This window comes from Lachnoanaerobaculum sp., assembly GCF_057250505.1.
In genome coordinates this window covers 1-21,815 of sequence record NZ_DBHIEQ010000018.1, presented here as the reverse complement: position 1 = coordinate 21,815, position 21,815 = coordinate 1, and the positions used below count along the sequence as shown (strand labels likewise).

Below are 21,815 nucleotides of genomic sequence, written 5' to 3'. Positions count from 1 at the left end.
CAGATTCCTCCTTTATTATTATGTTGCATTTCTTGATTCTCTTATATCTTTTAAGCATATGCAAAGATTTGAATACCGATTGAGTGAGTTTAAATCTTGTCTTATAAAGTTCCACGATTCTTTGTAGTCGCCGCATACTGAAAAGTCGGAGTCAGATATGAAACTTAAAAATTCATCTAAGTTATCCTTATACTTACAGGCAAAAGTTAAGGCGTCTTTTTCTTTATCTCTATTCGTACTGTTTAGTTTATTATACAGTACATGGTCAAGATTACATGACATATAGTATGCGTGATACGGAATGTTTGACCAAACCGTTTTTTGTGCTTGTAGACGATCCATATTAGCACTTTTGTTATGATTTCTATTTTTAATATCTGAAGGGTGCTTTGTTTCTATGCCGGTTAGCGAGTATAGAGGTCTATCAGTTACAGATTCATTTTCAATAATATAATCATCGCTTATATATGCTCCGTCGGTGTCCATTATATGAATGACTTCCAGAAAGTCTTTCTTGTTAAAATGGTTGTTTTCACAATATTGTTTTACAAGTTCGCAAACCTTAATAACTATATTTTTAGGATTACTTTTATCATCAGACGTTATATCGCCATGTGTTATTTCTACATGTACTGATTGTTTATCATAAAGTCTGCTAAAAATAACACCTAACGCTTCGTCATCAGACGGACCTTCTACAATAATAAAAACGATTTTCTTACGAGCCAATGATATCACCGACCTCTCTGAATGCAAGGGCTATTTCCGAGTTATTGGTTACATCATAAATTTCTTCATTCTGTTCACCAAGTACAATATCACGGAAGTAGAAATCTCTTAAGTTGTTATTTTCTTTTATATTAGATAATCTTATATATCTGTTGTCAGGATTTGTTGTTGTAAAGGCAATAAATCCACGGTCAATAGTTTCCAAAGGTCTTAGATTGTGCGATGTAAAAATAAGCTGTCCCTTACCTTTTTCCGATAATATTCGCAGCAGTTCTCCAAGTAAGTATTCAAAAATACCTGAGTCCAGTTCATCAATAGCTATAGTAATAGAAGATACATTATACATAACTATAAAAAGTTGGAGTATTGATATTATCTTTTTGATTCCCTCCGATTCATAGCATAAAGGAATTTGTTTATTATTTTTATTTGACATAAGTTGGAAAGAATGACTTTTAACACCGTCGGCAGACACAGTCAGACCCATGTCCATTATACCTATGGTAAGTCCCGGTACAATTTGTGTAAGTACCGTATTCATGTTCTTTATAATATCATTTATCATAATGAAGGTATCCTCAGGGACTTCACTTGGTCCGTTTAACTGTAATGCAAGGCTACCTACTGCGCCATTATTTCCGTTCTTGTATCTAAATGCAATAGGTAAAACATTCAGACTTAATACTCCGCTATTGGATGTTTCAATGATGAACAGTTCACAGTTGCCATAGTAAACCAATCGGTCCAAAATATATTTATGAAGAGAATATATACTGTCGGTTTCTTTTTCATCATTTTTCTTATTACGTAGATTTTGTAAAAATTCTCTTGAGAAAATAAATGATTGTGATGAGTTGGAGGTTAAAGCCTTCAAAAGTAATAAGTTTTTCTTTAATTCTTTATCCTTACCAAAGAGAAGCTCATATTTGCCGGCAGGTGAGAATATACCCTCTGAAGATGTGTCGATGAAGATACTTTTTCGCATTTTTAGAGTATCACTTGTAAATGAGTAGCTTATGACTTCATCATATATTTGAGCTTTTATTGTTGTGGCAGTATCACCTATAGGCATATTCGGTTCTACAATACTTTTGGCAGCTTTTAAGGAGAAGTCATAATAAACTTCATATGTTCCGTTATTACCTGCATCAATCTGAAAATGAAAATGAAATTTGGAACAATCTGAATTAACATTGATATAGTCGGCATATTTGTCGGGGACCTGCCTGCCACAAAGTAATAATTTCAAGATCTGAAAGGCGTCAATTAAAGCTGTCTTTCCGGATCCGTTCTGACCGTAAAGTCCGAGGATACTTGAGCTGAAGTTTTTCCTCTTATTTATTAGATTTAGAGATCCGTTATTAACATTTTTAAAATTTGTAATTTTAAAATCTACCATCCTAACTATGGATTCCATCATAGAATGCCTCCTGTTATGTGTATTTCTCTTCTTATGTAATAAGTATATCATAGCAGCCAAAAAAGTCAATTAAGCCAAGAGATAGATACTAAATGTATCAAAAATGCTGTTCATTATTTAACAATCAAAAATAAAACAAGATACACAAAAAATATAAGTGCTTACTGATATGATTAATGCTAACCTTTTTTAGAGATATAGTATATAATAGAACACAGTATGATGATATAGAAAAGATGAGGAAGGTATATATGAACAGAGGAAAAAGACCTAAGATAAAAATTACTATTACAGACAGAAGAGGAAAGATGGGTTGCCATAGAGGACACCATGTCGGAGAAGTGTTTGACTATGACGAGGACAGAGGAAAGATTTGTCCTATGGCAATGCACTGCGCTTTCCCGTATATAGATATTTTAAGATATGGCGGAAGTCTCCCCGGACAACCTGAGGGCTGTGCCGAATTTTGCTGCTCCGACGCGGATGTTATTTTAGTTTTTAAGGCGGAGATGGAAAAGTAACTGTTGGAGGTAGATATGGGTCAGGATAGATTTATACTAACAATAACAAAAGATGAAATTGTATCAACAGATAAGAGATTCACGATGTCTAACTTAGATTCAGGCTGTAACTATAGACCGGAAGATGTATATTTTGAGTCTGAAAACGGTGAGAAGATAAGAAGAAAACCAAATGCTAAGGAGAGTAATATAACTAATCGTACTTTGCCAAGATTAGTGTTTCAAATATTTGAAGAAAAAATAGAGAAGCTGTCGGAGTCTGAGAAAAAGAACTTTCCGATATATCGTCAAAATAATGGTGAATTGTTAAAAGGAATTTACAGCACCAAAGAAGATTTTATAAAAAATACAAAATTTGAACAATGTGTAGAATATAAAAGCAATAGCGGAGCGGTTTTTTTCTTATATTCATATTTTATATTTTCAACAATAATATTTGCAAAGGAATGTTTGCAGCGTTTTGGGAAAACGGGAGATAAATTTGTATTGGAATATATGGAAAAAGCAGAGCAGAAAAAAAATCAAATTTACAGTGAGAGTGTAGTAAATGAAATCAAGAATCCATACTCAAAGACATTGCTTACATCAAAGAATATTATATTTAGGGGTGCTCCGGGCACAGGAAAGTCATATTTGGCAAAGCAGATTGCAGCAGATATTGTAAGCGACGGAGCTACAGATAACTATACAGAGTTGACAGATGAACAGAAGAAACAGATTGAGTTTGTTCAGTTTCATCCAAGTTATGACTATTCGGATTTTGTTGAGGGACTAAGACCTAAGATGAATGAAGACGGGACTATGGGTTTTGAACTGTATGACGGAATATTTAAAAGCTTTACAGATAAGGCGAGGAGAAATTTTGAATCTTCTAAAAAGTCAAGAAAGGCTATTGAACAGGAGGCATCTGTACAAACGCAGATGAAAGCTTTCTTTGACAGTATAGAATATGGTGAAACTTCATTTAAGACAGTAACAGGAAATAAGTTCACTATAGCTGATATTGACGAAGAAAAAAATCGTATTTATATTGAAATTCCGGGAAATAAAACAGCAAATAAGCTTGTTTTAAATATTGGTGAGATTAGAGCTATGCTTGAATCAGGACTTGAATTTAATAAAATAAGTGATATTACAAATTTTTTCGGAAAACAGTTTGCTACACAGGGATATTCATATGATTTCGCATTGTTTAAAGAAATCAAGTCAAAACAAATCAAATTAAATGATGCAGATATGAATAGTGAGAAGTTAAAAAACTATATTTTTATAATAGATGAAATCAATCGTGGTGAGATATCAAAAATACTTGGAGAGTTATTTTTTACAATAGATCCGGGATATAGAGGACCTGCAGGTTCTGTAGCTACACAGTACTCAAATATGCATGTAAATCAAGCAGAAAAGTTTTATATACCTGAGAATGTATATATAATAGGGACAATGAATGATATAGACAGGTCTGTAGAGCCTATAGACTTCGCAATGCGTAGAAGGTTCAGATTTATAGAGATTAAAGTAAAAGAAACTCAATATATGCTTGACTGTTTAGGAGATAATGACTTAAAGAGTGAAGCCGTTAAAAAGATGGACAGTTTAAATGAAGAGATATTAAAGGTAGAAGACTTGAATGAAAATTATCAGATTGGTGCATCATATTTTTTAAAACTTAAGGAATTGAGTTTTGATGAGCTTTGGGAAGATTATATCAGACCTTTGCTGCATGAGTATGTACACGGATTATATAACGAAGAAGATATTATGCAAAGATTTAAAGCGGCATATTATGTATAGTTAGGACAGAGTAAAGCTTATGAATAGGCTGAATATAAAGGACAATCAATGTTTATCAAAAGAAAAGTTTATCGGAGTACAAGGTATTACAGCCGGAATTGCAAATAAAACATTAAGTCAGTTAGAAGAAAGCATATTTGTTTTTCCTGAATCTCTAAAATATACAAGAGATTTAGATAAAGATCAGATAATACTGAAGGAGTATAAAGACAGCTTTGCTACAGGCAATGTGATGGGCTATCTGGGTATAGAAAATGAATACTTGGAGATAGAGTCAAGATTCAGCATCGGTGATAAGGATTATTTTCTGCAATATTTACTTGAGAGAGTATTAGATATTCCGAATTTTGTAAGTTTGTCAACCGAGATAAGTAAAGATGAAAAACTTTTTATGCTGTTAGTTTTTTTATTTCCCTATTATTTAAAGAAAGCTATAAGAAAAGGTATATTCAAGAGTTATATTTGTAATGAGTACAATGATAAAAATATCAGGGGAAAGGTTGATGTAGACAGGCATATAAAGGAGAACAGCCTATTTATTGGGAATATTGCATATACAAAGAGAGAATATTCATTTGATAATTATTTGACCGAACTTATTCGTTATACAATAGAATATATAAAGTCAAAGTCATATGGAAACAGGCTGTTAAGAAAAGTAAGAGAAGAGGTAAATATAATACTGAAGTCAAGCCGCGGGTATTTGGATAAGGCATCTGTTATTGAAAAAAACCGACAAAAAACAGTGAGACATGCATACTATAGTGAGTATAGGGAGCTTCAAAAGTTATGTATACTTATTTTAAAAAAGGAAAAGTACAGTTTTGAGGGTTCAGGTAGAAAGATGTATGGGATTTTATTTGATGGGGCTTGGCTTTTTGAAGAGTATATTAATCTGCTTATAGGAGACAGTTTCTATCATCCGATGAACAAGGAGGGTATAGGTAAGCAGTATCTGTTTTCAGGTAATATTGGTATGGTTTATCCGGATTTTATAGGAAAAGATATTGAGAATAGGGTAATAGCAGATGCAAAGTATAAGCCTATAGATAATATAGGGAACAAAGATTATTTGCAGATGCTTGCATATATGTTGAGGTTTGATTCTAAAAGGGGAGTTTTTTTATATCCTGAAGCTTTAGATAATAATATTAAGACTTTGACTGTAAACAGAGGTTTGACATATGAAGATAATGTTAAACAAAGAGATAACACATATGTATTAAAGTATGGACTTAAAGTCCCACAATATGCCGACAGTTACTCAGATTTTGTAGATAAGATTAAGGTTAATGAAGATAAATTAAAAAATTACATTTACAGCTTATAAAATGGAAAGGTACTTATGTTAGGTAAAACACATTTTTCAGTCGGTGTGGCGGCAGGGCTTATTGCCTGCAGACCGCAAAGTCTGTCGATGCTTGTTGCAGGGACTGCAATAGCGGGATTTGGAGGAATTATCAGTGATATAGATGTCGGAACGTCGGATGCACATAATAAGGTTGATCACATTATCGGATTGGCAGGACTTAGTATCTTTGGGGTAGTGGTGGCAGACGCCTTATTTCATGTAGGAATATATAACAGATTGATGGCAGACAGCAATATTGCACGTATTATCGTGGGAGTGTTGGCATTTTTGGGTATATGTGCATTCGGAATGAGGCAACCGCACAGGTCGTTTATGCATTCATTTGCGGCGTTGCTTGGTCTTGGCTTTTTTACTTATATTATCTTTCCCGATATTACACCGTACTTTTTTGTAGGTTTCATATCACATATGGTGATTGATGCGTTCAACGGGAAGAGAGAAAAGATATTTTGGCCTTTAGGAAAAGGCTTTGCACTTCGTCTGTGTACGGCAAACGGACTTGTAAATAAGCTTTTATTTCATATATCAAATATTGCTGTATTTTTGCTCATACTTACATCAAGACCGGTGCAAACTACAGCAATGCATATATTTAGTATAATACATTGATATTAAAGACATCCGAAGCGGTGTCTTTTTATTTTGTAAGTAGAAGGCATTTTTAACGTACAGCTTCTTTTATATAATGTGTTATAAGAATATATAAAAAAATGTGAGGTAGAGTATGTGGAAAGAGCAAAAATACAATGAAACAAAAGAAGTGATACCGAAGGATCAAATTATATTGTCAGGTATAGTATATATTCCCGATCATTTTGATAAAGAGAGTAAGGCAGATAAGCCTGTTGCAAGAGAAGACGGAAAGGATGTTTGCAAAAAACTTCGTGATTACAGAAAGCAGCTTGCCGCTATTAACAATATAGAATTTAGCAGTGAGGAATGCAGCCATGTGGGACCGTGTGCAGGTACCTGTGATAAATGTGATGAGGAAGCGCAGTATTTAAGCGATGAGCTTTCAAAGATACCTGAGGAAAAACAAAGGATACCGAGATTTGAGTTGTAGGAGGGATTATGGGAAAAGTTTATCTGAAAACAAGATACGACAGCGGGATGAAGATGTTCATTCCACACAGCTACAATATTGCAAACGCTATGTACGGGTTTAGGGAGCTTGGGGCGGAGATAGTTCCGTATCAAAAGATAGATGAGATATATGACAATGTTAAAAGAGAAGATATTGTTTTAGATTATATTGACCAATGTAAAAGTATATTTTTAAAATTCGGTATTGTGCCAGATATTCCCGACTATCCGGATATTCTAAGGCATTTTCTGGGTAGAAATATTTGGAAAGATACTATAGACAGTATCTCATCTAATGAAGAAAAGTGGTCGGCAGGATATTTTGTCAAGCCCATAAGGGGAAAGGCCTTTGTAGGAAAGATAATAAGCAGTATATCTGATCTGGTAGGCTGTGGAAACTGTTATGAAAATTATGAGGTGCTTGTAAGTGAGCCGCTTGATATATGTGCAGAGTGGAGATGCTTTATTACATACGATAGGATTGTAGATGTAAGACCGTATGGAGTACTGCTTGACCCTAAAAGAAAAAGCTATATGTATCATTATGATGAGAAAGTTTTAGAGGCTATGTTGGAATCATTCAACAAATGGGAGGAAAGACCGGCGGCTTGCAGTATGGACATATGTGTTACAAAAGACAATAAGACATTATTGGTAGAGCTTAATGATGCATATTCGCTTGGTTGCTACGGGTTGGAGTGTATATATTATGCTAAGCTGATTTCAGCAAGGTGGAGTCAGCTAACAGGTGTAAAAGATGAGTATCACTTTTAAATAAGGAAGAGTAATAATGAAAATAATAATTACAGATTCAGGATTATTTTGGAATCCTTGGAATCCTGTTTTGAAAAAGTATAAAGACTTGGTTACGGTGGTATGGCTTGGAGGGGCGAAGAGTACTGATGAGTATAACAGCTTTATCTGCCCGCAAAAATACTTTGGACTTGGTATGAGTATGGGAGTGGGCAGCATTGTATATAAAAACCTCGAGTCGGAACTTGACAGGCTGCTTCAGATGATTGGAGTTTGTGAAGATGTATTATTTTTGACAGATAACAGCATAGAAAGTTTATACCCGTATTTGGTAATAAAAAATAACAGTTGTCGTGTGAATTTGCACCTTTTGGCAAGTCCGGCATGGTACTTTGAGGGTGAAAAAAGAGTTAAGGTGCATAAAGAGTTGCTGTCGGATTTATCAAAACTAAAATCTGTTTGCTATGTGGATACCACAAAATACTTAAATAACGGATTTAAGAGTATGGAAGATACACTTGCGCAAATAAGAGCATACTACGATGAGTTGTTACCTATATTGATAGAGGAAATACCGAAGATAGAAGAGGCATCTTACTTTGATTTATCTTCAAGAAAATATATACCTTTGGATAAGGGAGTTGGTGTACGGAATATTCTTCAGAAAATCAGAGATAATAGTATAGAATCGAAAGACAGATATAAAATGGAGGGTGAGGCACCTGTCAGATTGTTTTTTGATGATAAAATAGACAGATTGGTGGCAAGGATAGACGGAAAGGAAATATGCGATATGTTACGTGATTACAGAAAGCAACTTGCCGCTATGAACAATATAGAATTTAGCAGTGAGGAATGCAGCCATGTGGGACCATGCGCAGGCACCTGTGACAAATGTGATGAGGAAGCGAAGTATTTAAGTGATGAGCTCTCAAAGATACCTAAAGAAAAACAAAAAATACCGAGATTTGAGTTGTAGGAGGGATTATGCTTGATGAGATTATGTCGATTTCGAGACTGAGAATGGGCACGGACGGAAAGGGAGTATCAACCTTGGTGGCATTTTTTGAATGTCCGTTAAAGTGTAAATACTGTATAAATGAAGGCTGTCACAGGACAAAGCAACAACTTGAGGTTGTAAAGTATCCAAAGTTTTCTCCTGATGAAGTAATAGATATACTGAAGAAAGATGAAATATATTATCTGATGAGCGGCGGCGGAATGGTCTTTGGCGGAGGTGAACCGCTGCTGCATTCAAAATTTATACATAAAATATGTACTTTGGCAGATGGCAGGTGGGCAAGGAGAATAGAAACTTCACTCAATGTGCCTTGGGATTATATAAAACCTGTACTTTATGATATGGACGAGTGGATTATAGATATAAAGGATATCAATAATGATATATATAAAAAGTATACAGGTATAAGCAATCAAAATATGCTAAAGAATCTGCTTAGACTTGGAAATAAGATTTCAGCAGAGAAAATACATATAAGAGTACCGAAAATATCAGGTTATAATTCTGCATACGATGTGGAAAAATCTGTAGAGTGGATAAGAGAAAATATGTCAATAGAACCTGAGGTATTTGAGTATAAGAAAATATAGTTTATACTTATATAGAACTGTGAAAGGAAATTATTAAAATGAGCAGAAAATCAGAAATAGAGCTGACAAATATGTGCCTTATATGTGACGGTAATAAGGTACTTGTACAGGAAAAGGTGGGTACAAAGGGACTTGTATTTCCGGGAGGTCATGTGGAAGAAGGGGAGTCGCTACTTGAATCGGTAGTCAGAGAGATGAAGGAGGAGACGGGTCTTACTATAGAAAATCCCAAGGTTTGCGGCTTTAAGGATTGGATACAGGAAGACGGCACAAGGTATGTTGTACTGCTGTATAAAACACATAAGTTCACAGGAGAGTTGAAATCCTCCGATGAAGGCCGTGTCTTTTGGATAGACAGAGCCGAAATTAACAGTGTCAATCTCATTTGGAATATGAAAGAATTGTTGGAAATATTTGATACGGATTTATACAGTGAATTCTTCTTTAGAATAAAAGACGGCAAGTACAAAGGCAAGCTAATGTGATGATATCTATCGGTTAGGTTAAACTTATAAAAAATAATTGACAATATAGTTATTATATGTAATACTGTATCGGCAAGGTTAGGAATTGCTAACATATATTATTTTTTGGAGGATTTATGAGAAAGAGATATCTAACTATATTGGCACCGGCAGCATTGGCACTTATGATAACAGGATGTGGAAAAGCGGCAGATATATCCTCATCAGCAGAAAGTACTTCGGCACAGACTGAGAGTAAGTCTGAGGCAAGCGCTGAGAGCAAGACTGACATCAGCAATAAGGATTATGTATATGCAAAGATAAATATTCCATATGCAGACTATTACTATGGTGAGATTAACGATATAGCACCTGAGGCAGATCCTGCAAAGCTTACACCGAAGCTTGATGCACCGGATGCGGCTGCAAGTATAAGAAATGAAGGCAATTACGATGCTGTAAGTTCAGCTACAAATAAGAAAGTGGCAAAGTATACAAGTGCAGTCTCAGAAGTTGAAGGAGACGGCTCAAAAATTACCGGAGTAACAGAGGTGAACGTAGCTATTTCAAAATCTCTTTATGAGGCGGCAAAGAAGGCAATAGAGGAAAAGAAAGAGTCTACAAATCCTTTGCTTACATTTGTAGGTGAGATGACAGAGACAACAGATACTACACCTGCAGAGTACAAAGTGCTTAATTCAGACGGAACATTCTCAAAGACAGTCGGAAACACTGTAAAGAATGATTCAAAGGCTGAGATCACCACCACATCAAAGTACGGAAACTATGAGATAGATATAAAGGATTTGGAACTTGAAGTAGGCAATGTACAGGGTGTTGTAATGGAGACCAAAGAAGGTAAGAAGTACGGCCTTGAGCATCTTCAGAATATTTGGCTTACACCTTCAGAGCTTGCGTTTGCAGCTGCACCGTTTACAGAGAACCATGGAAATGTTCAGTCATATCTTCGTTATCAGGATATTCCGGGACAGACAATCTCAAAGATTACATATCTGTTAAAGGACGCAGACGATATAGAGATAGATACGGATCTTTTCTGTAAGCTTTTGGCACCTGAAAACTACAGTATAAAAGGCGATGAGAGTGCAAACTACAGCAAAGACGGTACACAGATTCACTATACAGTAACATCGGACGACAGTAAGTATGCTTTAGGCAGAATTGTATCAAGAAATAAAGATGTTGATATAGCAAATGTAAAGGATGAGAACGGAACACTTAATCTTCCGAAGGAGCTTGTACCGGGTAAGTATCAGTTCATCTTTACAAATGACAAGTATGCGGATTTGAGCTTTACAGCTACAATCAACTCAGGTCTTACAGCAGATAAGTTCCACTTTGAGAACAACGCACTTAAGCTTGATGAAAATGAAGCAGGACTTACATTAAAAGAATACTTGAATGCTACCACATCTGCAAAGGTAAATGATACAGAGTATAAGGGCGGCAAGGGAAGAAAGTTCGGAAAAGTGGCATTCAATGAAGACGGAAGCATAAATTTGGATGCAAAATACAGCAATGACGGTAAGGATGAGCCTGTATTCAAGGATGCGGGAACATATAAGATTGAGCTCAGTGCCGACGGATATCCTGACTTGACATTTGAGGTAACAAAGTAATGAGACTTATCGCATGTCTGATAACAGTATTGGTCTTTTTCTACCTCTTAGAAAAACCTATAAAAAAACATGCAACATTATTTTATATAGCGACGATTATAATAAGTGTCCTGTCTGTATTGGCACCGAAGAAGGGATTACCGTTTGTAATTGATTATCTTGTAAAAAATATATTGGCGAGAGGCACCTTGGCGGGTGCCCTCTTTATCCTGGTTATGGTGGCTTCGGTATGTCCTGCGGCAAAGCTTAGAGGACTGCTTCTCCGTACCAGAGGTGAGATGGCAATTATAGCGGCGCTTCTTACACTTATCCACAATATATCATATGGTAAGAACTACTTTGTAGCTTTGTTTACAAAGATTTCGGATTTGGATGCACCTAGAATATTTGCGGCTGTATTGTCGCTTGTTATGATTGTACTTTTGATTCCGCTTACTTTAACATCATTTATGGTTATCAGGAAGAAGATGAACCCTAAGAAGTGGAAGTCATTACAAAGACTTTCATATATATTTTACGGACTGCTGTTTATACATATATCAATGATATTCAGCATATCCATAGCAAAGGGACATCTAAGCACTTTATTTGACCTTACCGTATATGCGATTATATATATTGCCTATCTTATATGCAGAGCAAAGAAGTATGAGAAACAAAGAGTGCTGTGTATCCTCTTCATGGTTTTGATTTGTGCACTGTATATACCGATTGCCGTAATGGGATTCAAAGGTTCAAAAACTCAAAAAGAGAATGTGACTACAGAAGAGAATGTAAGTACAAAAGCAAGTTCTGATGTAGCCTATAAGGACGGAACTTATGAGGGCAGTGCCACAGGATACAGCGGTCAGATGACAGTTTCCGTTACAGTCTCATGCTGCAAGATATCTGAAATAAATATAGTTGATACAGGAGATGATGAGGAGTATCTGATAGATACCAAGGATGTCATCCCACAGATTATAGAAAAACAATCCACAGAAGTGGATGCCGTAAGCGGAGCGACTCACAGCTCCAAAGGTATCATAAATGCAGTAGCAAAAGCACTTGAGAGTGCAAAAGAATAAAACCAAAGTCTCGGGAAACCGGGGCTTTTTTTGTTGTCAAAATTTATAAAAGTTTGAAAGTAAAAACATAATCAGGTTAATAAATTTAAGAGAATTTACAAGTTGAAAGAAAATAAAAAATAATGTAAAATAAAGAAAAATGTCATTAAGTTAATATATATTTAAGAATATATAGGTTGCGGTATAAGCTTTATGGTACCGAACCAATATAGAAATTGTATTAAAAATACCTTTTTGTCGGGCTTATGGATATAAGGAATAGAGAAGTGGTAAAAGCAGAGGGGATATTAGTTCTCTCTGCTTTTTTTGAGAAAAATAATATTTTTTAATACAATGACAAAATATGTCCGTGTAAGAGTGTATAGTAAGGGCATAAGGAGAAAAAATATGAAAGACGGTAAGTTTGATAAGATTTCAAGGGTACTTGAGATGTATTCAAAACTGACAAGCGGTGAGACGCTCAGAAAAAATGAGGAGGCTATAAACTATGGAGTGGATGAAAGGACAATTCAAAGAGATATTGAAGATATAAGGAATTTCTTTCACTCAGATGTAGCAACATACGGCACTACAAGTTGTGTAGTATATGACAGAAAAAAGGGCGGATATAAGATAGAAACAAAACAAAATGTTTGCCTTAACAACAGTGAAACCTTGGCGGTGTGTAAGATTCTGTTAGACAGTAGAGCATTTCCAAAGGATGAGATGCAGGGAATATTGGAAAAGCTGATAGCCTGCTGTGTACCAAAGGAGAATAAGAATCTTGTAAATGAGCTGATAGGAAATGAACTTTTCCATTATATAGATTTGAAACATGGAAAGCATTTCTTAGATACACTGTGGGATATCGGTCAGGCAATCAAAAGCAGTAAGCTTGTAGAGTTATCCTATAAACGCACCAAGGATAAGATGGTAGTGAAAAGAAAAGTACAGCCTGTAGGAATAATATTTTCAGAATATTATTTTTATATAACAGCTTTTATAGATGATAAAGACTTTAGAGAAAGCCATGATTTTCTTGACAATACTTATCCCACTATCTACAGAGTGGATAGGATAAAAGACTATAAAGTCTTGGATGAGTGCTTTAGGATACCGTATAAGGACAGGTTTGAAGAGGGTGAGTTCAGAAAACGAATCCAATTCATGTATGGAGGCAAGCTTGAACGAATACGCTTTGAATACAGCGGCTACGATGTCGATGCCATACTTGATCGCCTACCCACAGCAAAGATAGAAAGCGAAAAGGACGGCAAGTACATAATAAGAGCTGAGGCATTCGGCAACGGCATAGATATGTGGCTGAGGAGCCAGGGAGAGAATGTGAGGGTGATAGGGGAGAAAAATGGTTGATGATAATAAATATTTTAACAAAGCAAAATTTGACAGTAATAAAGAACTGCTTTTATTAAAAGATAAATGTGATAAATACGATTATCTTATAGCTGTCGGATGTGGTGTCATAGGTGGAATGATAGATATTTTTATGGTTGGTTCACCTAAAGATAGCGCTTTAGTAAGTTGGATGGATAGTCAGGTTGATAATGCGGTAAAGAGTTTTGCCAAGTTAGTTGGTTGGGAACCGGCTGAGGGAAAAGAAAACAATATAGCAAGTGCTATAGGCTTTTTAGAGAAAAAATTTCGAGTAAATTATGACCAAAGGCATACTATGGATGTAGACGGAATATTCAATATGACTACAAAAAACCATCATATGATGAGTTTGGGGCATTCTCCCGACATTGTAGGTTTATTCTTTTCAATTTTGAATCAGTTTACAGCTACATCGACATTTATTGCTGATGGAAAAGTAATTTCGATAAATACAAAAAGCTTTGAGTTGCGAGGAAATAATTTTGTATCAAAGCTATTTTGCGGTATTGTAAATTGGATAGGTCATATTATGTCAGATATTGCAGGCAGTTCCGGAAGCAGAGGACAAGGAGGTAGAGGTGCAGGCATTGTAATACCATTTTTTGAACTGTTTCAGTTATGTAAAATCGGGAAATTTGATGTCGGTAAAGATAGGCAGGATTTGGCTACAATAGCAATTCGAACATTTCAAGAAGGATATGATTTTAGGTATGGACTTGCAATGTCAATTCCGGTAATACTCACAGATTTAGCAATAAAATTTTGTTGGGCAGTGAGACATCACTATGTAGATAAAAGACCTGTTGCAGAGTGTATACCAAATATTAGAAGTGAGAAGCTGAGAATAATGCTATTAGTAGGCTCGGGAACATTATGTTGTCTGGACGGAATATCTGCCGGAGTAAAATCAGGTGGGAACTGGGTGCTATTCTTTACTCAGCTTAATATTATTGCATGGTTTAGATTGATTCAACTTATAATTAGAGAGCTTGGCATCAGGTTTGGGCTGACAGGTGCATTGGAGCGAGAACTGGATTCAATGAGGCGAATAAACATTGCCTTATCGCAATATTTAGCAGAAGCAAAACAGTATGATATGGACGCTATGTTAAGTAATATAAAAAGCTTTTCATCACTAGATGTAAAGATAAATAACGCTACAGATGAAAAGGAACTTAGAAATATCTTGGCTGCTTTTTGTAGCAAAGAAGGCTATGAATTGCCTTGGAAAGGAGACTTTAATGAGTTTATGAGTGATAGAGGAAACAGGTTGGTGTTTAGATAGAGAGGAGGAGTATATGTAGTATTTATTTTATATAAGATGGTTATGGTTGATAATAATAAAGGAGAGATATGGCTATATAGCCAATAGTAAGAAAAATGAAGAAAAGTAATTCTGCAAAGAAGCTGTTAGAAATTGCGTGTAAACAAATGGAGTCTTTAGATAAAGATGTTTTACCGATTGGAATGAAAGAAATATTTGAGATCCCTTTTGAAAGATATACAGATGATGAAGCAGTCTTATCTTTAGTAAAGGAATATGAACTTTATAAACCTGATAAGATGGCAGATTTTCTTATAAAATCTTTTTTTGAAGCATTTGATAGTATTAGTACACAAATTCAGTCAATAAAGGGACTTCAAATTAGCAAGGAACTTGGTGTACTAAAAGGGATAAAGAGGCTAATTCAATCGGCACAGGATAACCCTAAATTGAAGCTTGAAGATTACAAGATAGCAAGATGTAAATTGGATGATGTAATTGGCACATTGGAATCATATACGGAACAGATGATAGAGGAAATACGAAGTATAGATAACCAGCCAAGACTTGTATTTTTGGCAAAAGCGAGATTAAATGAGAAAGTAATTGACACTAATATGAGGGGGATTAGATTATGTATTGAGGCAATAGAAAATGCAGTTAAAACTCAGTTATTTATAGAAAAAGAATTAGAGATAGATGTGGGTTCAATTATGCGTGCTTATTTAGAATTTTATAATGAAGTTCTATTAAAGGGAGATACATGCATTTTGTTAGATAATTATGAGTTTAAGAATTTAAGAAATCAGAGATACTTTTTGAGATTATCTGATAAGGTACATAATATTGAATATATTAATAATGATCACAATCAATACATTGAAGAATATGTTGATGTGCTCGAAGGTTATGAAGACATTATATTTGAAAGGTAGAGGTAGGTAATATGGCAAATCATTCAAGAGATGACATTAATAAGGATAAGACAACTGGAGATTTACTTATAGCAGGGGCATTAGGGGCATTAGGTTTGTTTGCAAAATCATCAATAGAAAAAAGTAGAAACAATGAAAAAGCACGCAATGAGATTATTAGAATAAATAATAGAATAAATAAATTAAAGGGAGAGTTTTTGGGTAGCTTCACGAATTCCGAAGAAATAGAAAGACTGGAGGCAGAGCGTAGCAATTGGGAGAAGCAACTTAGATCATAGATTGCAGAGGTATTTATGGAAGGTATTTATGGAGATAGTAGATATGTGAGTAACAGTATTGGTGTGTCTAGAACATTTCAGGAAAACTTTGCTGCAGCTAATGGAGTTACTGTTTATGGCAAAATAGCTAGCTTAATTAGTTCTAATACAGAGCGAATAGATAGAATAGCTGAGTATTTAGGAACAATATATGCTCAAAATGATGTTAATAGGATGTACACTGAACAATATGGTAAAAATAAAATATTTGGTGGTATTAAACGGACATTGACAACATCTGATAAAGCATGGGAAAAACAGGTTGAAAGAAGAAATCACGGCTTTATTAAAGGGTTTGTTGTAGAAGGCGGAATAAAATTACTTTCCAGAGGAATTCAGAAATGGACTTCAGAAAGAGAAAAGTATAATTGCTTTGAACAAATGTATCTTATATTACTTGCTTATGCTAATGAGGATAGGAATAATCTTTCAGCAAAGAATATTCAATTGGAAGTTAAAGAGCTTAATAAAATAAGAAATTCATTTCCTTTATCAAATGATGGACGCATGAGATTACTAGATATTTCTGTAGAGAACTTAGATATATTTGAAAGTGAGTTTACAATATTTAATCTCAATGAAAGTGGGACAATAAAAGAAAATCTCGCGTACTTTTTATATGTATTATATGCATGTAAATATGGGGATACAGTTGAAAATGAAGATAGGTTGTTACAATATTATAATTTATTGGGATATGGGAATATTGAAGGGAGAGAGATACTTAGAGAAAATAAAGAGATATATGATACTGTTATTGATGAACAGCTTAAGTACTTGATGTTATCACGTGCTATGTTGAAAAATTTGGAACCAAGTATGCCACAGATAGATGTAAATCAATTGAGAATTAGAATAGACGAGATGGCTAAAAATGACCCATATAGAATAAGAAAAAAAATGGTTTTAAAACCGTCAATCAATCACCCTAAGAATATTGCAGATTTATTTTTTGATGAACCCATGATAGCATTACAAGCTGGTGCAACAGCAATATCACAGCTTAATATGAATGATGACATTAAAGAGGATACTAGAAGAACAATGGTTAATAAGTGGGGTTTTGATAGTAGTGTTCATGATAGTATTATTTTGGAGGCAGATGACATAAAAAATGAAACTAATAAAATTGTAGGCTGTGGTTAAGGAGAATAAAGAATGGCAATTCCATTTATATTACTTGCTTTAGGTGTTGCTTCGGGTGCTACCGGAGCAACACTGGGAGTGCATAGTGCTGTTAAAATAAAAGATTCAAAGGGTTATATTTCAGAGGCTGAAAAGATCCAAAACAATGCTTTATGTAGGCTGGCAGTACATAGTAAGAAAGCCGTTGCCACAGCGGATGAACTTGGAAAAATGGAAATGAGAATATTAGATTCTTTTAAAACATTCAGTGATTGTATTGAGAGAATACAGGAGAGACCTGAGTTTAGAAAGATAGAATCGTTTTCATTTAACTTAGATAATAAAGGGCTACAAGAATTAAAGAAAACATCCGGAGATGTTTCATTACTGGTGGGGATTGCAGGCAGTATGGCCACAGGTGTGGCAGGCGGTTTTGCTGCGGCAGGTGCTACAACATCAGCAGTATCTGTACTGTGTACAGCATCAACCGGAACTGCTATTTCTGACCTATCAGGTATCGCAGCGACAAATGCGACACTGTCGGCACTGGGTGGAGGAAGTCTTGCATCAGGTGGTGGTGGAATGGCTCTGGGAAGTACGGTACTTAGTGCTTCCTCTGCAGGAATAGGACTTTTGGCAGGTGGATTGTTGATGGAGTTTAATGCCAAAAGATTAAGTGATTCAGCTGATATTGCGATGCAGGAGGCAAAAAAAACAGAAGCACAGACCCGAGAGTTCATTAGTTTTTTTGATGAGCTTAATGAGGTAATTGACAAGTACGGATATAATATGGCTAAAATAGCAAATAAGTATAATAAACAGCTGGTAAGGCTTATTGATTTGACTAAACGTAGAAGAGACTACAGCTGGTCAAGTTTTACAGAAGAAGAAAAGAGGACTGTAGAGATTACGGTGTTATATGCAACTATTCTTTATAACATGTGTAAAGTACAACTGACTAAAAGGACGCCGAGAGGATTAAATGTTGTAAATAGGAGTGAAATAAAGAGTATGATAGAACATACGGATAAATATATAGCATAAGGAGGTATAATATTATGCTTAACGGAGTTGTTGTTATTACACTATTAGTGGTTAGTGTGATTTTAGCTGTAATTATTGGTGGTATTATTAATAAAATTTTGTACGGAAATAGGCTTTTTGTAAATAATACAAAGGTTGCGGCTGTATACTTTTTAACTTTTATGATTTCTCTTTTTGTTCTGTATTATTTTATTGGTACTCCTTTAGGATTAATAAAGCATAGAAATTCAGAAGAGGATATTGAGATAACTACTACGGAGAAATATACAGATGAGACAAGTGAATCTACAGACATCTCAGAAGAAGTAGGAGATTATAATGTAGGACTTGAAGAGACTGAGATGACAGATGACAGTACCGGTGCTAATGAAGATAATGATACAACTAATAGCGATTGGATATTCCCTGAAAGCGATACAAGGTATTTGACTCGGGAGGATGTCGAGGGGCTTGATATTGATCAAATCAGATATGGCCTTAACGAAATCTATGCCAGACACGGAAGAACATTTAATAATCAGGAATTACAGGAGTACTTTGATTCAAAGGCGTGGTATTCTCCTTTGTACACTCCGGATGAGTTCAGTCAGATTGAAAGTTCTACATTAAATGAATATGAAAAGGAAAATATAAAGTTCCTTTCAGAGCTTATCAGTTAAAAAATATTTGTTGTATAGGTGTTTTTGTATATGTATTAGGGTTATAATAACTTAATACATATACAAAGCAATATTGAGGAGTGAATATGAGTAATGTGGATGAAAATAAAGATGAATGGCTGGAAGTAATTAATGATACAGCTAAATTACTTGCAAATAGACAGGCAAGAGTATTGGAGACAGCCGTTAGTAGCAATGCTATAAGTGATAATTTGGCAGGTAATGTAGAGTTTTGGAGTTGGATGAATAGGAATTATAGCAGTGCAAGAGGGGGCATGTTTTCCTCAAATCAAGCTATGAATGATTATATAAAATCAGGGTCGGGCAAGGCAATGTGGATGGAAAAACAGCTTCAAGGGAAAGGATATGAATTTGATTGGGTACAAAAGCAAAGACATAATCCATTGAATATATTTAAGAAATATGATTTAGGAGATGTATCAAATCAGTCGGCAATTGATGCAGTTGAGAAGAATCTTCTTACAGGCAAAGAATCATCCTATCAAATGAAGGCATATACAAGTAATAGTAATCCACATTTACAAAATACAGGAAAAGATGTCACGGTTATTACTAATGCGGAAAAGGTAGATGTGGTAAGTGACAATGGATATACAGTAGAAAGTTTTAAAGACAATAATGAAATAAAGAATGACATACTTCAGAGGCAAAAGAGTATTGAGAATGGCAGTGCTACACCAAGCTATACAATATCTAATGTGGCAGGAACTATGGCAAAGGCCGGGCTGACAGGCTGTGTCATAGGTATGGGAACTGAAGCTGTTTTGTCATATAAAAAAATGAAAAATGGTGAGATTAGTGAGGATGAGTATATAACAGAAGTTTTAAAGTCCGGCGGTGAAACCGGAGTTACATCAGGAGTTACGGCCGGTATAATGATACCTGTTAACGCAGCAATTACAGCGGCAGGTGTAACTTCTGTAGTAGGAATTCCTATTGCAATTGCTATAAGTGCAGGAGTTGATAAGATAGTTGCTCCTTGTTTTGGAAGAGGAGAATATAAGAATATCTTAGGAGAAGCTACATATTATCAATCACTTGAAAGTATGTATGTACCGTTTATGAAAACACTTGAGTATGCAGCGGATGAATATAAGAGTTTTGCTGACAAAGTAACAGAACAAGATGGTATATACAATAAAATAATGGAAAAAGATAGAGCAGTAAATAAGGCATTAAAAAACTTATATGATTCAATATAAAATAGATTGGAGAAGAGATGGAAAATCAAATTGTACCTAATAATGATATTCAGTTTCTGGCATCAAGGTCAAATCAAAATTTGAATGTGATTATAGCAGGTATGACAGACTTAATGGAAGAAAATGACGCAAAGGTAGCAATGCTTGAGAACCAGGATTGGTTTCAGAGAATGTCATACACTATTACAGGACAAAATAAAATGACACAAAGAGAGATACAGCAAAATCATGACAAGATCAATCTATATGTAACACAGGCATTAGGTGAACTATATAATCAAAATTGCATCAATCATGAGATTATACTGGGTCTTGGAAACAGAATAAATGAATTATATGCATCTCAGGTTGAAATCAAACAGATGATAGGTGCTTTTGCTCAAAAATTAAATGAGAAAATAGAAAGTATAGATAGTTATCATATGCTTGTGACAGAGGTTAATCAAGGTGTATACAGAAACAAAAATAACTTTGTTTCATTGTGTTAGATAATGTCTCAGCTTGATTTAAGAACTGTTAAAGATGATAGAAAAATGAACATACTTATCAGAGCGATGGAAGAGCAGGAAATCTTGAAGGAAAACAGGGTAACTATTCTTAACGTACTTAAAGAACTCTTAGAGGTAAGTGATAACGAAGCCGGAATGTTAATGTTATTCTTGGGAAATATACGAAGTGATATGCTGGCAAATGTGATGGAGCAAACTTTATATGCTTATTACATTGTTCCTGAGATGATAAGACCGAATATTAATAAAAATTCTATTGTAGAGAATATTTTGTCAGAAAACAGCATAGACTCAAGTAATGCTTTTTCAACATATGATCTCTGTGTTACATTAATAGATGCATATGTCAATAATATATTTGAAGTGGCAATAGAACAGCAAAGGAATGAGGAAGAAGAGAAGAAAGAATACATAGAGGAGTATCTTAATAAAGCTGATAATTTCATGTATACAATATGCAATATGGTAGAAACTTGGATGCCTAGACACGGGGAATTAAATACGCCTGTAGGTAGAAGACAATATTCTAGATTTTTATCAAAATTAGTTGATACATTAGATTTAAATTCTTATAGTGGAAGTGATATTTTAGATAATATAGATATAGTTACAAGTTTTATAAAAAAGATAACTTCAGCGTTTAATGATATAAGAGTTGAAAGTATACATTACAATAGTGGTGATATGAAAGTATATAAAAATATGTCATTAGAAGTACCTATTACAGAACCACCTAAATATATGAATATAAAAGAATATTATATTAAAAGTGTAGAGGATGCTTTTTTTAGTGCAGATGGGGGGAATAATAGACAAGAATATAATTCAAGTGATTTTGTGGATGGAGATGGCTTCCCTAGTATATAGTTAATTAAATAATCATCACAAATAATTATTCTATGGTATAATAA

At 34.7% G+C, this 21,815-nt stretch carries 23 protein-coding genes; 21 read left to right on the top strand and 2 right to left on the bottom strand.

Going from position 1 to position 21,815, the window contains the following annotated elements; all coding sequences use genetic code 11:
- Positions 1-18: 18 nt before the first annotated feature.
- On the bottom strand, positions 19-738 hold the full coding sequence (locus ACO6FI_RS08630) for a hypothetical protein (protein ID WP_485457006.1): 720 nt from the start codon (positions 736-738) through the stop codon (positions 19-21).
- Positions 719-2,149 carry an AAA family ATPase gene (locus ACO6FI_RS08625; protein ID WP_485456987.1) on the bottom strand — a complete coding sequence of 477 codons (1,431 nt, stop codon included), beginning with the start codon at positions 2,147-2,149 and terminating at the stop codon, positions 719-721. The genes ACO6FI_RS08630 and ACO6FI_RS08625 overlap by 20 nt, the downstream gene beginning before the upstream one ends.
- Positions 2,150-2,400: 251 nt before the next feature.
- Between ACO6FI_RS08625 and ACO6FI_RS08620 the strand changes: the two genes are divergently transcribed.
- The 21 genes from ACO6FI_RS08620 to ACO6FI_RS08520 all read left to right on the top strand — a co-directional run bounded on the left by ACO6FI_RS08620 (position 2,401) and on the right by ACO6FI_RS08520 (position 21,771).
- On the top strand, positions 2,401-2,670 hold the full coding sequence (locus ACO6FI_RS08620) for a TIGR04076 family protein (RefSeq protein WP_007593869.1): 270 nt from the start codon (positions 2,401-2,403) through the stop codon (positions 2,668-2,670).
- Positions 2,671-2,685: 15 nt separating this feature from the next.
- On the top strand, positions 2,686-4,464 hold the full coding sequence (locus ACO6FI_RS08615) for an McrB family protein (RefSeq protein ID WP_485456986.1): 1,779 nt from the start codon (positions 2,686-2,688) through the stop codon (positions 4,462-4,464).
- Between the two features lie 19 nt (positions 4,465-4,483).
- Positions 4,484-5,794: an McrC family protein gene (locus ACO6FI_RS08610; protein ID WP_485456985.1), complete on the top strand. Its 1,311-nt coding sequence runs from the start codon at positions 4,484-4,486 to the stop codon at positions 5,792-5,794.
- A gap of 15 nt (positions 5,795-5,809) precedes the next feature.
- Positions 5,810-6,445 carry a metal-dependent hydrolase gene (locus tag ACO6FI_RS08605; protein WP_485456984.1) on the top strand — a complete coding sequence of 212 codons (636 nt, stop codon included), beginning with the start codon at positions 5,810-5,812 and terminating at the stop codon, positions 6,443-6,445.
- 115 nt (positions 6,446-6,560) lie between these two features.
- Positions 6,561-6,899, top strand: a complete 339-nt coding sequence (locus tag ACO6FI_RS08600) for a hypothetical protein (protein ID WP_485456983.1) — start codon at positions 6,561-6,563, stop codon at positions 6,897-6,899.
- An 8-nt stretch (positions 6,900-6,907) separates the two neighbouring features.
- The gene (locus tag ACO6FI_RS08595) at positions 6,908-7,693 is read left to right on the top strand and encodes an ATP-grasp domain-containing protein (protein ID WP_485456982.1); all 786 of its coding nucleotides are present in this window, start codon (positions 6,908-6,910) and stop codon (positions 7,691-7,693) included.
- A 16-nt stretch (positions 7,694-7,709) separates the two neighbouring features.
- Positions 7,710-8,651: a membrane receptor RagA gene (locus tag ACO6FI_RS08590; RefSeq protein ID WP_485456981.1), complete on the top strand. Its 942-nt coding sequence runs from the start codon at positions 7,710-7,712 to the stop codon at positions 8,649-8,651.
- An 8-nt stretch (positions 8,652-8,659) separates the two neighbouring features.
- Positions 8,660-9,283: a radical SAM protein gene (locus ACO6FI_RS08585; RefSeq protein ID WP_485456980.1), complete on the top strand. Its 624-nt coding sequence runs from the start codon at positions 8,660-8,662 to the stop codon at positions 9,281-9,283.
- 38 nt (positions 9,284-9,321) lie between these two features.
- On the top strand, positions 9,322-9,768 hold the full coding sequence (locus ACO6FI_RS08580; RefSeq protein ID WP_485456979.1) for an NUDIX domain-containing protein: 447 nt from the start codon (positions 9,322-9,324) through the stop codon (positions 9,766-9,768).
- A gap of 116 nt (positions 9,769-9,884) precedes the next feature.
- Positions 9,885-11,387 carry a hemoblobin-interacting domain-containing protein gene (locus ACO6FI_RS08575; protein WP_485456978.1) on the top strand — a complete coding sequence of 501 codons (1,503 nt, stop codon included), beginning with the start codon at positions 9,885-9,887 and terminating at the stop codon, positions 11,385-11,387.
- Positions 11,387-12,454, top strand: coding sequence for an FMN-binding protein (locus ACO6FI_RS08570; RefSeq protein WP_485456977.1), 1,068 nt, complete (start codon positions 11,387-11,389; stop codon positions 12,452-12,454). The genes ACO6FI_RS08575 and ACO6FI_RS08570 overlap by 1 nt, the downstream gene beginning before the upstream one ends.
- 387 nt (positions 12,455-12,841) lie before the next feature.
- Positions 12,842-13,807: a helix-turn-helix transcriptional regulator gene (locus ACO6FI_RS08565; RefSeq protein ID WP_485456976.1), complete on the top strand. Its 966-nt coding sequence runs from the start codon at positions 12,842-12,844 to the stop codon at positions 13,805-13,807.
- Complete coding sequence (locus tag ACO6FI_RS08560) at positions 13,800-15,113, top strand: hypothetical protein (protein ID WP_485456975.1); 1,314 nt, start codon at positions 13,800-13,802, stop codon at positions 15,111-15,113. Before ACO6FI_RS08565 ends, ACO6FI_RS08560 begins: the two co-directional genes overlap by 8 nt.
- Positions 15,114-15,208: 95 nt before the next feature.
- Complete coding sequence (locus ACO6FI_RS08555) at positions 15,209-16,027, top strand: hypothetical protein (protein WP_485456974.1); 819 nt, start codon at positions 15,209-15,211, stop codon at positions 16,025-16,027.
- Between the two features lie 11 nt (positions 16,028-16,038).
- Positions 16,039-16,305: a hypothetical protein gene (locus ACO6FI_RS08550; RefSeq protein ID WP_485456973.1), complete on the top strand. Its 267-nt coding sequence runs from the start codon at positions 16,039-16,041 to the stop codon at positions 16,303-16,305.
- Between the two features lie 15 nt (positions 16,306-16,320).
- Complete coding sequence (locus ACO6FI_RS08545; RefSeq protein ID WP_485456972.1) at positions 16,321-17,490, top strand: hypothetical protein; 1,170 nt, start codon at positions 16,321-16,323, stop codon at positions 17,488-17,490.
- 12 nt (positions 17,491-17,502) lie between these two features.
- Positions 17,503-18,513: a hypothetical protein gene (locus ACO6FI_RS08540; protein ID WP_485456971.1), complete on the top strand. Its 1,011-nt coding sequence runs from the start codon at positions 17,503-17,505 to the stop codon at positions 18,511-18,513.
- Positions 18,514-18,527: 14 nt separating this feature from the next.
- On the top strand, positions 18,528-19,172 hold the full coding sequence (locus ACO6FI_RS08535) for a YARHG domain-containing protein (RefSeq protein WP_485456970.1): 645 nt from the start codon (positions 18,528-18,530) through the stop codon (positions 19,170-19,172).
- An 86-nt stretch (positions 19,173-19,258) separates the two neighbouring features.
- Entirely contained in the window at positions 19,259-20,395 is a 1,137-nt protein-coding gene (locus ACO6FI_RS08530; protein WP_485456969.1) for a magnetosome protein MamC family protein, read from the top strand.
- Positions 20,396-20,412: 17 nt separating this feature from the next.
- Positions 20,413-20,883, top strand: a complete 471-nt coding sequence (locus ACO6FI_RS08525; protein WP_485456968.1) for a hypothetical protein — start codon at positions 20,413-20,415, stop codon at positions 20,881-20,883.
- Positions 20,884-20,886: 3 nt separating this feature from the next.
- The gene (locus ACO6FI_RS08520; protein ID WP_485456967.1) at positions 20,887-21,771 is read left to right on the top strand and encodes a hypothetical protein; all 885 of its coding nucleotides are present in this window, start codon (positions 20,887-20,889) and stop codon (positions 21,769-21,771) included.
- The last annotated feature ends 44 nt before the right edge of the window (positions 21,772-21,815 follow it).

What these genes read in the sequence shown, in the direction of transcription:
- ACO6FI_RS08625 (WP_485456987.1), bottom strand. Translation starts at nt 2,149, where the DNA reads ATGATGGAATCCATAGTTAGGATGGTAGATTTTAAAATTACAAATTTT.
- ACO6FI_RS08620 (WP_007593869.1), top strand. Translation starts at nt 2,401, where the DNA reads ATGAACAGAGGAAAAAGACCTAAGATAAAAATTACTATTACAGACAGA.
- ACO6FI_RS08615 (WP_485456986.1), top strand. Translation starts at nt 2,686, where the DNA reads ATGGGTCAGGATAGATTTATACTAACAATAACAAAAGATGAAATTGTA.
- ACO6FI_RS08610 (WP_485456985.1), top strand. Translation starts at nt 4,484, where the DNA reads ATGAATAGGCTGAATATAAAGGACAATCAATGTTTATCAAAAGAAAAG.
- ACO6FI_RS08605 (WP_485456984.1), top strand. Translation starts at nt 5,810, where the DNA reads ATGTTAGGTAAAACACATTTTTCAGTCGGTGTGGCGGCAGGGCTTATT.
- ACO6FI_RS08600 (WP_485456983.1), top strand. Translation starts at nt 6,561, where the DNA reads ATGTGGAAAGAGCAAAAATACAATGAAACAAAAGAAGTGATACCGAAG.
- ACO6FI_RS08595 (WP_485456982.1), top strand. Translation starts at nt 6,908, where the DNA reads ATGGGAAAAGTTTATCTGAAAACAAGATACGACAGCGGGATGAAGATG.
- ACO6FI_RS08590 (WP_485456981.1), top strand. Translation starts at nt 7,710, where the DNA reads ATGAAAATAATAATTACAGATTCAGGATTATTTTGGAATCCTTGGAAT.
- ACO6FI_RS08585 (WP_485456980.1), top strand. Translation starts at nt 8,660, where the DNA reads ATGCTTGATGAGATTATGTCGATTTCGAGACTGAGAATGGGCACGGAC.
- ACO6FI_RS08580 (WP_485456979.1), top strand. Translation starts at nt 9,322, where the DNA reads ATGAGCAGAAAATCAGAAATAGAGCTGACAAATATGTGCCTTATATGT.
- ACO6FI_RS08575 (WP_485456978.1), top strand. Translation starts at nt 9,885, where the DNA reads ATGAGAAAGAGATATCTAACTATATTGGCACCGGCAGCATTGGCACTT.
- ACO6FI_RS08570 (WP_485456977.1), top strand. Translation starts at nt 11,387, where the DNA reads ATGAGACTTATCGCATGTCTGATAACAGTATTGGTCTTTTTCTACCTC.
- ACO6FI_RS08565 (WP_485456976.1), top strand. Translation starts at nt 12,842, where the DNA reads ATGAAAGACGGTAAGTTTGATAAGATTTCAAGGGTACTTGAGATGTAT.
- ACO6FI_RS08560 (WP_485456975.1), top strand. Translation starts at nt 13,800, where the DNA reads ATGGTTGATGATAATAAATATTTTAACAAAGCAAAATTTGACAGTAAT.
- ACO6FI_RS08555 (WP_485456974.1), top strand. Translation starts at nt 15,209, where the DNA reads ATGAAGAAAAGTAATTCTGCAAAGAAGCTGTTAGAAATTGCGTGTAAA.
- ACO6FI_RS08550 (WP_485456973.1), top strand. Translation starts at nt 16,039, where the DNA reads ATGGCAAATCATTCAAGAGATGACATTAATAAGGATAAGACAACTGGA.
- ACO6FI_RS08545 (WP_485456972.1), top strand. Translation starts at nt 16,321, where the DNA reads ATGGAAGGTATTTATGGAGATAGTAGATATGTGAGTAACAGTATTGGT.
- ACO6FI_RS08540 (WP_485456971.1), top strand. Translation starts at nt 17,503, where the DNA reads ATGGCAATTCCATTTATATTACTTGCTTTAGGTGTTGCTTCGGGTGCT.
- ACO6FI_RS08535 (WP_485456970.1), top strand. Translation starts at nt 18,528, where the DNA reads ATGCTTAACGGAGTTGTTGTTATTACACTATTAGTGGTTAGTGTGATT.
- ACO6FI_RS08530 (WP_485456969.1), top strand. Translation starts at nt 19,259, where the DNA reads ATGAGTAATGTGGATGAAAATAAAGATGAATGGCTGGAAGTAATTAAT.
- ACO6FI_RS08525 (WP_485456968.1), top strand. Translation starts at nt 20,413, where the DNA reads ATGGAAAATCAAATTGTACCTAATAATGATATTCAGTTTCTGGCATCA.
- ACO6FI_RS08520 (WP_485456967.1), top strand. Translation starts at nt 20,887, where the DNA reads ATGTCTCAGCTTGATTTAAGAACTGTTAAAGATGATAGAAAAATGAAC.